The organism is Paraburkholderia domus (genome assembly GCF_905220705.1).
In the GTDB taxonomy this organism is placed as follows: domain Bacteria; phylum Pseudomonadota; class Gammaproteobacteria; order Burkholderiales; family Burkholderiaceae; genus Paraburkholderia; species Paraburkholderia domus.
This window is the reverse complement of sequence record NZ_CAJNAT010000022.1, coordinates 26,292-39,826: the sequence shown is the minus strand read 5'-3', so window position 1 is coordinate 39,826 and position 13,535 is coordinate 26,292. Positions and strand designations below refer to the sequence as shown.

General features: G+C 63.9%; 11 protein-coding genes and 1 pseudogene. 5 read left to right on the top strand and 7 right to left on the bottom strand.

The features are described 5' to 3' along the window. Positions 1 to 2: 2 nt before the first annotated feature. Entirely contained in the window at positions 3 to 935 is a 933-nt protein-coding gene (locus KHO31_RS28185; RefSeq protein ID WP_201083258.1) for a hypothetical protein, read from the bottom strand. 367 nt (positions 936 to 1,302) lie between these two features. After that, positions 1,303 to 2,280: a transcriptional regulator FtrA gene (gene ftrA / locus KHO31_RS28180; protein ID WP_201083260.1), complete on the bottom strand. Its 978-nt coding sequence runs from the start codon at positions 2,278 to 2,280 to the stop codon at positions 1,303 to 1,305. A 124-nt stretch (positions 2,281 to 2,404) separates the two neighbouring features. On the opposite strand from ftrA, the gene KHO31_RS28175 reads away from it, so the two are divergent. The 3 genes and pseudogenes from KHO31_RS28175 to KHO31_RS28165 all read left to right on the top strand — a co-directional run bounded on the left by KHO31_RS28175 (position 2,405) and on the right by KHO31_RS28165 (position 5,928). After that, on the top strand, positions 2,405 to 2,848 hold the full coding sequence (locus KHO31_RS28175; RefSeq protein WP_201083262.1) for a rhodanese-like domain-containing protein: 444 nt from the start codon (positions 2,405 to 2,407) through the stop codon (positions 2,846 to 2,848). Positions 2,849 to 2,922: 74 nt separating this feature from the next. Beyond that, positions 2,923 to 4,998 (top strand): annotated as a pseudogene (locus tag KHO31_RS28170) (putative bifunctional diguanylate cyclase/phosphodiesterase); the annotation flags it as partial. Between the two features lie 123 nt (positions 4,999 to 5,121). Next, the gene (locus tag KHO31_RS28165) at positions 5,122 to 5,928 is read left to right on the top strand and encodes a hypothetical protein (RefSeq protein WP_201122047.1); all 807 of its coding nucleotides are present in this window, start codon (positions 5,122 to 5,124) and stop codon (positions 5,926 to 5,928) included. Between the two features lie 16 nt (positions 5,929 to 5,944). On the opposite strand, the gene KHO31_RS28160 is transcribed toward KHO31_RS28165, so the two are convergent. From KHO31_RS28160 to dapA, 4 genes are all read right to left on the bottom strand, one after another. Continuing rightward, entirely contained in the window at positions 5,945 to 6,370 is a 426-nt protein-coding gene (locus KHO31_RS28160; protein ID WP_201122049.1) for a bactofilin family protein, read from the bottom strand. Between the two features lie 62 nt (positions 6,371 to 6,432). After that, positions 6,433 to 6,819: a hypothetical protein gene (locus KHO31_RS28155; RefSeq protein ID WP_201083270.1), complete on the bottom strand. Its 387-nt coding sequence runs from the start codon at positions 6,817 to 6,819 to the stop codon at positions 6,433 to 6,435. Further along, on the bottom strand, positions 6,812 to 7,816 hold the full coding sequence (locus KHO31_RS28150; protein WP_201083272.1) for a M23 family metallopeptidase: 1,005 nt from the start codon (positions 7,814 to 7,816) through the stop codon (positions 6,812 to 6,814). Before KHO31_RS28150 ends, KHO31_RS28155 begins: the two co-directional genes overlap by 8 nt. A gap of 224 nt (positions 7,817 to 8,040) precedes the next feature. Next, on the bottom strand, positions 8,041 to 8,964 hold the full coding sequence (gene dapA / locus KHO31_RS28145; RefSeq protein ID WP_201083274.1) for a 4-hydroxy-tetrahydrodipicolinate synthase: 924 nt from the start codon (positions 8,962 to 8,964) through the stop codon (positions 8,041 to 8,043). 400 nt (positions 8,965 to 9,364) lie between these two features. On the opposite strand from dapA, the gene KHO31_RS28140 reads away from it, so the two are divergent. Both KHO31_RS28140 and KHO31_RS28135 read left to right on the top strand, forming a co-directional pair. Continuing rightward, a complete protein-coding gene (locus KHO31_RS28140) occupies positions 9,365 to 10,657 on the top strand; it encodes an aspartate carbamoyltransferase (protein WP_201083276.1) in 1,293 nt (430 codons plus the stop codon). Between the two features lie 254 nt (positions 10,658 to 10,911). Continuing rightward, entirely contained in the window at positions 10,912 to 12,375 is a 1,464-nt protein-coding gene (locus tag KHO31_RS28135; protein ID WP_201086637.1) for an amino acid permease, read from the top strand. A gap of 18 nt (positions 12,376 to 12,393) precedes the next feature. On the opposite strand, the gene KHO31_RS28130 is transcribed toward KHO31_RS28135, so the two are convergent. Then, positions 12,394 to 13,482, bottom strand: coding sequence for a zinc-binding dehydrogenase (locus tag KHO31_RS28130; RefSeq protein WP_201083279.1), 1,089 nt, complete (start codon positions 13,480 to 13,482; stop codon positions 12,394 to 12,396). Positions 13,483 to 13,535: the final 53 nt, after the last annotated feature.

Genomic DNA, 13,535 nt, shown 5'->3' with positions numbered 1-13,535 from the left:
CGTCAGGAGCCGGTCATCAGATAATAGCGCCCGTCCGCAGTGACGTTGAAGCCGAAACCGCATTCCGTCGGCGAGCCATGCGTCTCTACGTCGAGCGTCTCCGGCGCGGAAAGCTTGAACTCGATCAGGCATTTGTCCCTGCGTTTGTCATAAGGCGCGAGGTTGGTGATCTTCGCGGTGGCGTCGAGCGGCGCATCGCCGCCGTCATCGCTCATCGGCACGCGCGCCACGCCCTCGTAAAAACGCACGTAGGCCGACAGACTGCCCATATTCGCGCTCGGTTGGCCGTCGGCGCTAACGGTCGGATACACGAAGTCGCCGTCGATCCGGTAGACGTCGCGTCGCCCTTTCACCGGTTTCACCTCGATACTGTTCCAGGCGCCGAAGAACATATAGCTGGCAAAACGCGCACCGTTCGGTGGCACGCCGTTCACCACCGCCTTGCCGGCAATCGCTTCGAGACGTTGACGAGCGGCCGCTACGGCACGGCCGAGCAGCGCGTCGTTCGGATAGTCGTTGCCACGGCTCACCGCGGTCCGGTAGTACGCGCGCGCATCCGGCAACGCGCCCAGCCTCACCTGCACATCACCCTGATGGACCAGCGCCATCGCCACGCGGGCCCGCGCCGAGCTGGTTGCTTTCGGCGAGTTCCCCTCCTCCGCCTGCATGGCGGTGGCCTCGGCGAGCGCGGCCTCCATCGCGACCAGCGTTTGCGCTTCCTTGACGCGCCCGGCTTCGAGCGCGGCGACGCCCAATGCCGCGCATGACGCATTCGTGCGGCATGGCACGTCCTTGCCCGTCAGCAGGTTGTGTCGATAGAGATCGGCGCGCGAACCGGCAGCTTCCGTTTGCGCCGCGACGAGCGCGGGCATGAGCCCTGCCATAGCAGCAGAGACGACAACGGCAGCAGCGGTGACGGCGGTTTTGACGTTCATGAGAAAGAGAGGATGGTGGCAACGACGCGTTTCGAAGACGCGCTTCAAGAAGCCGTATGCGCCGCACGTTTGACGTGGGTTGCCACGGACGCTGGCCGTGATGCTGACAGAAAACCGGCGATTGCGCGAACCCTTGCAGGCCGCCAAAGCGAGCGGCCAGCTGTACGATTCAGCCGCAACGCCCAGCACGCGGCGCTCCGTGATTCGTGAGCACGAGCGGGGGCTTGCATGAAGCGCATTCGACGCGTCATGCGGTGCGCATTAAACCCCTTGTCACGCACGCGCCGCACAGGGTCCCGCACATCGGCAAGTGCCGGTATGAAACGGTGCGCGCATACGGGACCAGCAAGACGAAAGGGGCGCACCGCTACCCGATCGACTGCACCCTGGCCTGCACCCCAAACTTCTTACGATACGCGCCTGGGCTCGTCAACGCGATACGCCGGAAGTGCCGTCGCAGCGATTCTTCGGAACCGAAGCCCGCCAGCTCCGCCACACGCGGCATCGGCAACGGGGTTGGTGCTTCAAGCAGTTCCCGCGCGATCGCCACGCGTTCGCGCAGCAGCCATTCGTAGGGCGCCATGCCGGTGGCGTCGTGAAACTGCCGCTGCAACGTACGCGGACTCATCGCCGCCCGTTCTGCCAGCGAGCGCAAGGTGTGCGGCAACGCGGGATGGCGGCGCACCCAGTCCATCAGTTTCGCGAGACGCCCGCCTTCGTCTTGCGGCATGGGCCGCGGCACGAACTGCGCCTGGCCGCCCTCGCGATGCGGCGGCACCACGAGCCGCTGCGCGACCCGGTTGGCTACCGCGCTGCCGTGATCGCGCCGGACCAGATGCAGCAGCATGTCGAGCCCTGCCGCCGATCCCGCCGAGGTGATGATCTGGCCTTCGTCGACATAGAGCGCATCCGGCTGCACGCGCAATTGCGGATAACGCTGCTGCAATTTGGCGGCGTAGCGCCAGTGCGTCGTGACGGTCTTGCCGTCGAGCACCCCCGCGGCGGCCAGCACGAACACCCCGGAGCAGATCGAACAGAGGCGCGCGCCGCGCTCAAAGGCGGCGCGAATCTTTTTCAGCAGCGGCTCGGGCGGCAATTCGTCCGCATCGCGCCAACCGGGGATGACGATCGTGTCAGCGCGATCGAGCAGCTTGAGCGTGTACGGCGCGGCGACGGTGATACCGCCGGCTGCGCGAATCGGACCCGGTTCGCTCGCGCATACCGCGAAGCGATACCAGTCCACACCGAGTTCAGGACGTTCGAGCGCGAACAGCTCGGTCACGCAGCCGAATTCGAACGTGCAGAGCCGGTCATAAGCCAGCGCAACGACAAGATGATTGTGCATGGCGTGATGTTACCGGAGATTGACGATTACGCCACTTACCCGGTGCGTGATGCATCGCGACAATGAAGGCCATATGAATCGCTTCGCCACGCAACCACCCTCACTGTCCTACCGGAACCTCGCCATGCCGACTACCAACGCCGTCAACGCCGTCACCGCCATCCCCGCAGCCGATAGCGCCGCCGCCCTCGCCCACTTCCAGGCATCGTTGCAATTCGAAACCGATTGCTCCGACGTCAGCGCCGCGCTCGCGAGCGGCACGCCCGGCTTCGTGCTGCTCGACGTGCGCAGCCCGGCGCTGTTCGCGCAAGGCCACGTGCCGGGCGCGCTGAACCTGCCGCACGGCAAGATCGTGGCGTCGAAGCTCGCCGGGTACCCGCAGGACACGCTGTTCATCACCTACTGCGCGGGCCCACACTGCAACGGCGCCGCACGCGGCGCACTGCGTCTCGCGCAATTGGGGCGGCCCGTCAAATTGATGATCGGCGGCATCACGGGCTGGCTCGACGAAGGGTTCACCCTGGCATCAGCCACGGCCAATCGCGAGATGCTCGACGCCCACGGCTAACATATTGAAAATCAATTAAATAAACGCCGCCAACTGTCGATAACAAGTTCAGCCGCTTCCCTCTCGCGGTTGGACTTAACATGCAGAGCTCATACAATTTTTGGCTGGTCGCGATCTCGTTCGTCGTCGCGACGCTGGCGTCTTACACGGCGCTCGATCTGACCGGCCGCATCTTCCTGCTGGCCTCGGCACGTCTGCGGCACATGTGGCGTCTGGGCGGCGCCGCGGCGCTCGGTGTCGGGATCTGGTCGATGCACTTCGTCGCGATGCTCGCCTTTTCGTTGCCGATTCCACTCGGCTACGACTTCGCGACGACCGCTTATTCGCTCGGACTCGCGATCGGTGTGTCGTATCTGGCGCTGGTCGTGACTACCCATGCGCGACTCACACCGGTTCGGCTGGTGGCCGGCGGCGTGCTGATGGGCTTCGGCATCGCCGGCATGCACTACACCGGCATGGCCGCGATGCAAATGGAGCCGGACATCCACTATCACGCGGCTTGGTTCGCCGGCTCGGTAACGATCGCGATTGGCGCATCGACCGCCGCGCTGTGGATGGCGCGTGCGCTCAGCAACGACGATGAACGCCACGTGGTGCGCAAGCGTTTCGGCGCGGCGCTGGTGATGGGCGTCGCGATCAGCGGCATGCATTACGCCGGCATGGCGGCCGCCGAGTTTCCGCCCGGCGCCGTGTGCGGCGCGGCCAAGGGCGTGAACGCCGAGTGGCTCGCCACCTCGGTGATCCTGTTCACGTTCGCCATTCTGATCGTCACGCTGTTGCTGTCGCGTTTCGATGCGCGCACAAGCTTTCTGACCGGCGCGGTGTCGAAACTGAACGGTCAGATCGTGCGGCTCGCCACGATCGACACGCTGACGGGCCTGCCCAACCGCAGCACGCTTACCGAACGCATCGAACGCGCGATCCATGGCGCGCACCGGCAGCGCTCGCTGTTCGCCATCCTGTTCATGGATCTCGACGGCTTCAAGACCATCAACGATTCGCTCGGCCACTCGGTCGGCGACGAAGTGCTGTCCGCGTTTGCCCAGCGCCTTCTGCTATGCGTGCGGGCAACCGACACCGTCGCGCGTCTCGGCGGCGACGAATTCGTCGTGCTGTCCGAGAACCTGACTTCACGCGAAGACGCCGGCACGATGGCCGAGAACGTGCTCGACCGGATGCGCCAGGGCGTATGGACCGATTCGCAACCGCTGCAGGTCATGCCGAGCATCGGCATCGCGCTTTACCCTTACGACGGCGATACTGTCGACACGCTGCTGAAACATGCCGATGCGGCCATGTATGAAGCCAAGCGCGCGGGCCGCAGCACCTATCGCTTCTTCGACCAAAGCATGAACGAAGCCGCAACGCGCACTTTGCAAATTCAAAGTGCACTGCACGAAGCGCTCACCGCCGGCCATTTCTCGCTGCACTTCCAGCCAAAGTTCCACGGCCGCGGCGACTCGCTGGCGGGTGCCGAAGCGCTGATCCGTTTGAATCATCCGCTGCTCGGCTCGCTGGCGCCGCTCGAGTTCATTCCGATTGCCGAGCGTTCGGGCCAGATCGTGCAGATCGGCTACTGGGTCTTGCGCGAAACTTGCCAGCAGATTCGCCGCTGGGTCGAGCAAGGCTTGCCGCCAATGAAAGTGGCGATCAATCTGTCGCCGCGTCAATTGTCGCAACCGAACCTCGTCGCGACGATGCTCAAGATCGTGACAGCCGAAGGCGTGCAATGCGCGCAGATCATGTTCGAAATCACCGAAACCGTCGCGATGCAGGACGCCCCGAGAACCATTGAAATGATTCGCGAGTTCCAGGCAAGCGGCTTTGAAATCGCCATCGACGATTTCGGCACCGGCTATTCCAGCCTCGCCTACCTGCAACGCTTTCGCGTCAAGCAGTTGAAGATCGACCGCTTTTTCACCAACGGACTCGACGAGCACGGACCGGAAGGCAGCGCGATCGTTTCGGCGATCATCGCGCTCGCACACTCGCTGGACATGGACGTGGTGGCAGAAGGCGTCGAAACCAAATCGCAACTCGACATGCTCAAGTCGATGATGTGCGACGAGATGCAAGGCTTCCTGCTAGGCCAGCCGCTCACCGCCGACGACTTCGGCGACCTCCTCCGCGAAAGAATGGTGGCAGCATGAGCATCCAGATCTGATTGAAACGCGTACACCCAGGCGACTCAGCTCGTCCATTATGGCGCGCCCCGCTGCGTGGCCTCGTTTTACCGATAAGCAGGAACAGGCAGATTGGCTGCCGGAGACTTCATGAAAATTGACGTAGCGACGTTCCAGACGGTGTGGTTGATCACGTTTCTGTGCAGCGCCCTTATCACGACCGCACTCTCGCGCATGTTTGCGCAGGTCACCGCCTTCCGTTTCTGGGCCGTCGGCTTTTACCTGCTTGCAACAGCCACTGCATGCTTCGCGTTGCATAAGTTCTGGCCCAACGATTTGCTGCTGGTGGCCACCGCGACGCTGGCGTTGCAAAGCCGCATTCTGATCTGGTCGGGTACGCGCCATCTGTTCGGCGCATCGGCGCCGTGGCGCGCCGGTCTCGTTGTCACCGCCGTATTCTGCCTGCTGTATGGGAGCATGCTGGCATGGCATGCGCCACTGGTAGCGCGGGCCGGCTTGCTGGCGCTGTTTTTCGCGCCGGGCCGCGCGGCGACGCTGTATGAAGTGTATCGCCGGCGCCGTCCGCAACTCGGCGCGGCACGGATGCTGGTGGCAGTGGGTAGCGTTATCGTGACGCTCAATGCCATCGTGCCGCTCGTACTCGTGCTGCTCGACCGCGCCAACATGACGCTGCTGTACGGTAATCCCCGCACCACCTCGGCGCTTTACGCAGTGGTGCTTGCAGGTGATTTGCTGCTGGCCATCGGCCTGATCGTGCTGGCCCTGCACCATTTGATCGTCGAACGGGACATGCTCGCCACGCTCGACCGCGGCGCGCTGGGGCGCCTCGCCGAAGCTCGCGAAATGCGCGGACCGTGCGAATCGCGGGCGCCGCACAGCGATGCGCTCGGCCACGACGCGGCCGCGCCATGCCAGTCGCTGCCGGGGCCGGTTTGACGCAGCGCGCGGCCGGTTAGCCGGCCTTGCGTGCGGGATCGGCCACCGACACGAGAATCGGCGTCGCCGCCTGCGCGGCGTCACGCTTGGTCAGCTTGCCGTCCACCGAGGCGCCGCAATCCATCCGCAACTGCTGGTAGTAGATGTTGCCGGTCACATGGGCATTGCTCTGCAACTCGACGAAGTGATCGGCGATCACGTCACCCACGATCCGGCCGTTGACCACCACGTCATAGCCATGCACGTTGCCCTCGATCGAGCCGCGGTCGCTCAATACCAACAGTGTCTGGGTGCCCGCCTCGCCGCTGACGTTGCCCTTCACGTGGCCGTCCATGCGCAGGCCGTCGCTGAACAGGAGGTCGCCCGTGATGCGCACGTCGTGTGCGATGAGCGTGGCGAGCTTGGTCTGCTGGATGCCCGCGTGTTTTTTCTTGCTGAACATAAGTATCTCTTGGAAATGAACATGTTCGTCGCGTGATGCTATCCGGGCGACGAGCCGGCCAGTCAACTGCGCGGCGCCGGCGGCTTCGTCTTGCTCTGGCCACGCAGAAACTGCAATTCGGCGTTCAATCGCGCGACCTCGGCGGCGGCGCCGTCCGCGGTTTTCTGCACTGCGGCGCGCGCCGCCGCTTCCTGCGCCAGCGCAAGCCGTGTACGGGAGAGTTCGGCCTGTTCGCTGCCTTCATCGACCGGTGCCGCGCTGCATTGATCAACCGGTGTGCCGGCGCGCTGCGCTTGCCAGGCCACAACGGCCGCCCCACCAGCTGCCGCGCCGAGCGCACACACCAGCACCCACATCGTCACGCGAAGGGCGAGCGGCCGCGCGGGCTGCAACGTATAGGCGCGGTGGGCCAGACTGCCCGCATCGCGGGAAAAACGTCGTTCAACCATGGGGCGTGGGCGCGAATAACGCGAGGTAGGCAGCCGGATCGACCGGAGCGCCATTCACCAGCACTTCGAAATGCAGATGCGGGCCGGTGGAGCGGCCGGTCGAGCCGACATCGGCGACATACTGGCGCGGCAGCACCAGATCCCCGACATGCACGACGATACGCGACGCGTGGCCATAGCGTGTCACGAGTCCGTTGCCGTGGTCGATTTCGACTGCGTTGCCATAGCCCGACTTCTCGCCGGCGAAGATCACCCGGCCGCCCGCTGCCGCCAGAATCGGCGTACCGGTTCTGGCGACCAGGTCGATGCCCGGATGGAAACTCAGACGATGTGTGAACGGATCGGTGCGGTTGCCGAACGGCGAGCCGAAACGCGCACCCTCGGCCGGCATGCGGCCGGGAAAGGCGGCGTACGCGATCGCGTGGTCGGCGGTTTGTTGTTCGAGCGCGGACAGCGTCGCGGCGATGCAATCCAGCTGTTGCCGGGTGCGTTCGGCATCCGCATGACCGGCCGATGGCGGCATGACATCCGTACAGCGGCGCGGCGGCAAGGAAGGGCCGCCCTCGCCTTCGCCGTCTGTCGCGGACATGTCGGGTTCCGAAGCGCCGCCCGGCGTGACCGGGATGGCTGGGATGGCTGGGATGGCTGGCGTGACCGGTGCGCGCGGCGCCGGCCGCGGTGTATTCAGACGTGCTTCGAAATCGCGCAATGCACCGACCTGCATCGTCAGGCGCGCGATGCGCGGTTCGATCTGCGCCACAGACGCGTTCAGCTTGCCGAGTTGATCAATCGCATAGTCGTGCTCGACACGGTTCGCCGCCTGATCGCCGGAGCCGCCGTGCGCGGGCCAATGCACGCCGATCGCGATGCCCGCGGCAAGCGCCAGCGCTGCTGCGCCGAACGCCGTGGCAACCGCGATGGTCAGCGCGGTACGGCGTGTGACGAAGCTGACCGAGCCGCTGGCAAGCTGACTGCCGGCGCGAAACACGGAGGACATCAGCGGCTCCCGGCGCGTGCCATGCGGCACGTGCAAAGCCGCGCACGGGCGGCACAACGCACGTTCAGCACGCTGGGCGTGTTGAGCGCGCCCAGCGTGCTGAACGTGCTAAAGCGGGACAGGAGATCGGCGGACAAGACTGACTGCATGCGGCATCAACCGGACAACATGCCGGTGGCGATAATGGACAAAGGGCGCCGATTATCGCCTGGCATCACGAAGCATCATCTCAAATACAATGCGCCCGCGTGCGGCTCGATCTGATCAAGCCCTTCCAACTCCCCGAGTTGCGCCACCAGCGCATCGCCGGCAGGCGTCATCGGCATGCGCAACTCGTTGCGTATCAGGCCTTGCGCAGCCAATAGCGCCTTCACCGGCGCCGGATTCGGTTCGGCAAACAGCGACTGGATCAGCGGCGCGAGCTCATGAAAAATGCGCCGTCCTTCGTCGAGCCGGCCCGCTGACAGCGCACGATACAGCGCGACGAAGCGCTCTGGCCGCAGATGCGCCGAAGCCGCGATCGCCCCGCTGCCGCCCAGACACAAGGTGTTGAAAATTGTGATGTCTTCGCCGGTCAGCACCTGCAAGCGGCCGTCCCGAATCAGCGCGAGCGTGGTGTCGAGCGATCCGGCGCAATCCTTCACCGCCTGGATCCGTGGATGCGCGGCGAGCGTCAGCAGCGTGTCGAGTTCGAGCCGCACGCCGGTTCGATAGGGAATGTCGTACAGCACGACGGGCTTGTCGCTCGCATCGGCAAGCGCCATGAAATGCCCGACGATGCCGGCTTGCGAAGGCCGGATGTAGTACGGCGCGGCCATCAGCACACCGGCGATCGGCAGTGGGTTCAGTTGCTCGATACGCTCGAGCATGCTCGCCGTGTGATTGCCCGACACGCCGACCAGCACCGGCAGCGCTTGTGCGTCTGCGCCGCGGGCAGCGGCTTGCGCTTCGTCGAGAATCGTTGCCAGCACGGCGTCCTGCTCCGCGGCGTCGAGCGCGGCCGGCTCGCCGGTCGTGCCGAGCGCAACCAGCCCGGCAATGCCCGCGTCGGCATAGCGACGCACCAGCGCACGCAACGCGGCGTGATCCACTTCGCCGTCGGCGAACGGCGTGATGAGCGGAACCCAGATACCCGAAAAAATAGACATGTCTTTACCTCGATGACGACCGTATCGATTCCGATCAGTAGTGCGAGGGAGGAAAGTCAGGGAATGCCGCAGGCGGGCGTTGACCGGCTGTTCCGTCGCAACATCTGACGGAACAGCTGCTCCGGTCAGATGAGCGGCTGTTTTTTTTCTTTGGCGCTAATGCTCGCGAAGTTCGCGCGTGCACCCACGACGCTCGCAAAAGCGAGACGTGCGGTGGTTGACGGACGGAGTCGGAGCGTTTGGCCGGGATGCATGAAACGCAGTGTAACCGCGTCCGGGGCGGGTTTGCAAAGCGGGTTTGCAAAACTCACGCAAAATCGCTTGACTTCTATGACAGGGAAACTAATATACGCACAGCGTACATGACCAGTGCGCAACCCTCTCCTGACAAGGTGCCCGCATGAGCGTCCCACAACAAGCCTTCCTACGCGATGCGATGCGTCGCCTGAACATGACCCGCGACACGTTCGCGAGCCGCATCGGCGTATCACGCCGGGCCCTCGACACGTGGCTGCTGCCGGACGACTCGCAGGAATCGCGGGCCATGCCGGAGATCGTCGAGCGTTTTGTGTCCGAAATCGTGGTGCACGGCGAGCCGGGCGAAAAATATACGCAAAGCGTAGACTCGCAGTCGCTGGCGAGCCAGATGCTGTTCGAAGGCAAGCCGCAGTTGCTGTCGGTCGATCAGTTCTCGCGCGACTCGGTCGAGGCGTTGTTTCGCGTCGCCGACATCATGCAGCCGATCGCGCGGCGCCGGAAAATCTCCCGGGTGCTCGAAGGCGCGGTGCTTGGCAACCTGTTTTTCGAGGCCAGCACACGGACCCGGGTGAGCTTCGGCGCGGCATTCTGCCGGCTCGGCGGCTCGGTGTGCGACACCACCGGCTTCACATTTTCGTCGATGGCCAAGGGCGAGTCGATCTACGACACCAGCCGCGTGATGAGCGGCTATGTGGATGCGCTCGTGATCCGTCATCCGGAACAAGGCTCGGTGGCCGAATTCGCGCGCGCGACCAACGTGCCGGTGATCAACGGCGGCGACGGCCCGGGCGAACATCCGAGCCAGGCGCTACTCGATCTGTACACGATCCAGCGCGAGTTCTCGCGGCTGGGCAAGATTGTCGACGGAGCGCATATCGCGTTGGTCGGCGACCTGAAATATGGCCGCACGGTGCATTCGCTGGTCAAACTGCTGGCGCTGTATCGCGGCATCAAGTTCACACTGATCTCGCCGCCCATGCTCGAAATGCCGAGCTATATCATCGAGCAGATCTCACGCAACGATCACGTGATCGAGCAGACCCACGACCTGACCGCCGGGCTGCGTGGCGCCGACGTGGTGTACGCCACACGCATCCAGAAAGAGCGCTTCACCGACGAGTCGTTTGAAGGCTACACACCGGATTTCCAGATCAACCAGGCGCTGATGGACAGCGTATGCGGCGCCGATACGCTGATCATGCACCCACTGCCGCGTGACAGCCGACCGGGCGCGAACGATCTGAGCGTCGATCTGAATCACGATCCGCGGCTGGCGATTTTCCGGCAAACCGACAACGGCATTCCGGTGCGGATGGCAATTTTCGCGGTGCTGCTAGGGGTGGAAAAACTGGTCCAGCATTCGATGCGCGACGCCGCGTGGCGCCCGCCCGTTTATCTCGGTCCGGACGATGCGGTGTTTCACGGCATCGATTGAGCAGGATTCGACGATTATTGAAAGACGGCCTTGCAGCTCACGCGCAAGGCCGTTTCAGCAAGCGCGACGACAAATCTTCAGTACACACCCGATTAAATCCCGACTAGACTGAATTCGTCAGTGCCCTCCTGAACCGCAACATCAACCGTGTCAGTTGCCTTAAAAGCAGTCGCCTTAACAGCAGTCGCTTATTGCAGTGCGTCACGAATCGATCTGATTCCGGATTCACCAACATACGAACTGGACGACTCATCATGGCCGACACGAGTTATATGGCGCGCAAATCCGTCGCGGATATTGTCGCAAGCGCGGAGGGCGGTGAACGCCAGTTGTCGAAGTCGCTGGGCGCGATCAGCATCACGGCGATGGGTATCGGCGCCATCATCGGCGCCGGCATCTTTGTTCTGACCGGCACGGCCGCGGCCAATTTTGCGGGGCCGAGCATCATTCTTTCTTTCGTCCTCGGCGGGATTGCCTGCGCCTTTGTCGGACTCTGCTACTCCGAACTGGCTGCCATGCTGCCCGTTTGCGGCTCCAGTTATACCTATACCTATGCCACGCTCGGCGAGTTGTTCGCGTGGATCATCGGCTGGGACTTGATTCTCGAGTATGCGATGGGCGCGGCGACCGTTGCGGTCGGCTGGTCAGGCTATATCGTGAGCCTGTTGCACAACGTCGGGATTAACATTCCGCCGACCATGGCGGCTGCACCCGGCACCACGGTGAAGCTCGCCGATGGCAGCATGGTGGCCGGCGTCGTCAATTTGCCAGCGGTCTTCATTATCGCCGTGCTGACCACCTTGCTCGTGCTCGGCACCAAGGAGTCGGCGCGGCTCAATAACATCATGGTGGCGATCAAACTGACCGTGGTGGTAGCGTTCATCGCCATCGGCGCCTTTTTTGTGCATCCGACCAACTGGCATCCGTTCATTCCGCAGAATACCGGCGAATTCGGTAATTTCGGTGTGAGTGGCATTCTGCGCGGATCGGCCGTCGTATTCTTCGCTTTCATTGGCTTCGATGCGGTGTCCACCGCGGCCCAGGAGGCACGCAAGCCGCAAATCGACATGCCGATTGGCATTCTTGGCTCACTGGTGATCTGCACGGTGCTCTACATTGCGGTCGCCGGCGTGCTGACCGGACTCGTGCCCTATGCCGAGCTCAACGTCCCGGATCCGATCGCGAAGGGTGTCGATGTGATCGGCGTCACCTGGTTTTCCGTGCTCATCAAGATCGGCGCGCTGACCGGCTTGACGACCGTGATCCTCGTGCTGCTGTATGGCCAGAGCCGCATCTTCTTCACGATGTCACAGGACGGCCTCCTGCCGCACCTGTTCGCGCGAGTCCACCCGCGTCTGCAAACACCCCATCTGAGCCAGATGATGATTGGCACCATCGTTGCGATCGTGGCGGCGTTCACGCCGATCAACGTGTTGGGCGAGATGGTCAGCATCGGCACCCTGTTCGCATTCATTCTCGTCTGCGGCGCCGTGATCTATCTACGCCGCAGCGACGCGGACGCCGCGAGGCCGTTCCGCGCGCCGGGCGTGCCGGTGATCCCGATCCTCGGGATCCTGTTTTGCCTGCTGCTGATGGCCGGGCTGCCGCTCATCACGTGGTTACGGCTCTTCGTCTGGCTCGTGATCGGACTCGTCATCTATGGAATCTACGGTCGCAATCATTCGCGCCTTCGCCATCCGGAGCGGGCTCCCGACTGATCACGCCGCGCGGCGTGCTCAACCCCACGCCGCGCGGGACTGGCCTTCCACCACCGTGCATTGCAGACCCGACATACGGCCGGCTGCGTCGATTGCCGCCTCCAGTTCGGCAAATGGATACGACTTCAATTCGACCGCATCGAGCGGAATCTGCCCCGACGCCACCAGCGAAACCAGCGCGAGGTAGTCGGCGCGCGTGTACATGAAGTGGCCGATCAATTCCCAGTTGTTCAGCAACATCTCCCGGTACGTAATCGGCAAGTCCACTTGCATGCTGCCCATCAGCACAAGCCGGCCGCCGCGGCGCAGGCTGCGCAATGCGGCCAGGGTTGCGTTTGCGTCGGTGGCCTGCCCGACCATGTCGAACGCGAGGTCCGCGCCGCCACCGCTTGCGGCGCGAATCGCCGCGGTATCTTGCGCGGCGTCGCCAGTCAGCACGACGGGCACCATCCGCCCACGGCCTTGCTCGACCAAGGCCTGCAGTGGCGCGAAGCGCCGGCCGAGCGCGACGACCTTGCTTGCGCCGAGGGCCAACGCCGTCAGTACGGCCGCCGAGCCGAAGTAGCCGCCCGCGCCGTTGACCACCACTGTTTCGCCCGCTGACAGACGGCCGCGTCGCAGACCACCGAACGGCACCGAGAATTTGCCCAGCACCGCGAGACGTGCGGCATCGATCTCGTCCAGACCGTCCAGCGCGATCAGCGTCGAAGCCGGGAATTCGGCCATTTCGCGCAAGGTGCCGTGCGGAAACTCAGCCAGCAGCGCACCGCTGTCGGCGCTAATCGCGGTGAGCCCTATCAGCGCTTGCGCCGGCTCGCGCACCGTTTCGTCGGCAATCCAGTACGGATTCACGGCGACCCGCTGACCGGCGCGAAACGCCACCACGCCCTCGCCGACCGCGACGATCCGGCCAACCCCATTGGTACCCGGCGAAAACGGTCCCGGCGGGCATGCATACCCTAACTTCCCTTCGACATAGTCGCGCGTGTAACTCAACAGCGGCACCGCCTCCATCCGCACCAGCACGGCATTGCGGCGCGGCTGCGGTTGGCTCACGTCGCGCAAGGCCAGCGGCTTGCCGGGTTCATCGAGCATCCAGGCTTTCATGTTGATGTTCCTCAGTTCGTTTCGGTGGTTGAACTATAGGAGCGCGGTACGTA

Bases quoted from the DNA above. Each gene is read 5' to 3' on its own strand.
- dapA (WP_201083274.1), bottom strand. From the start codon at position 8,964: ATGTCTATTTTTTCGGGTATCTGGGTTCCGCTCATCACGCCGTTCGCC.
- KHO31_RS28160 (WP_201122049.1), bottom strand. From the start codon at position 6,370: ATGTTCAGCAAGAAAAAACACGCGGGCATCCAGCAGACCAAGCTCGCC.
- KHO31_RS28140 (WP_201083276.1), top strand. From the start codon at position 9,365: ATGAGCGTCCCACAACAAGCCTTCCTACGCGATGCGATGCGTCGCCTG.
- ftrA (WP_201083260.1), bottom strand. From the start codon at position 2,280: ATGCACAATCATCTTGTCGTTGCGCTGGCTTATGACCGGCTCTGCACG.
- KHO31_RS28185 (WP_201083258.1), bottom strand. From the start codon at position 935: ATGAACGTCAAAACCGCCGTCACCGCTGCTGCCGTTGTCGTCTCTGCT.
- KHO31_RS28165 (WP_201122047.1), top strand. From the start codon at position 5,122: ATGAAAATTGACGTAGCGACGTTCCAGACGGTGTGGTTGATCACGTTT.
- KHO31_RS28135 (WP_201086637.1), top strand. From the start codon at position 10,912: ATGGCCGACACGAGTTATATGGCGCGCAAATCCGTCGCGGATATTGTC.
- KHO31_RS28155 (WP_201083270.1), bottom strand. From the start codon at position 6,819: ATGGTTGAACGACGTTTTTCCCGCGATGCGGGCAGTCTGGCCCACCGC.
- KHO31_RS28175 (WP_201083262.1), top strand. From the start codon at position 2,405: ATGCCGACTACCAACGCCGTCAACGCCGTCACCGCCATCCCCGCAGCC.
- KHO31_RS28150 (WP_201083272.1), bottom strand. From the start codon at position 7,816: ATGTCCTCCGTGTTTCGCGCCGGCAGTCAGCTTGCCAGCGGCTCGGTC.
- KHO31_RS28130 (WP_201083279.1), bottom strand. From the start codon at position 13,482: ATGAAAGCCTGGATGCTCGATGAACCCGGCAAGCCGCTGGCCTTGCGC.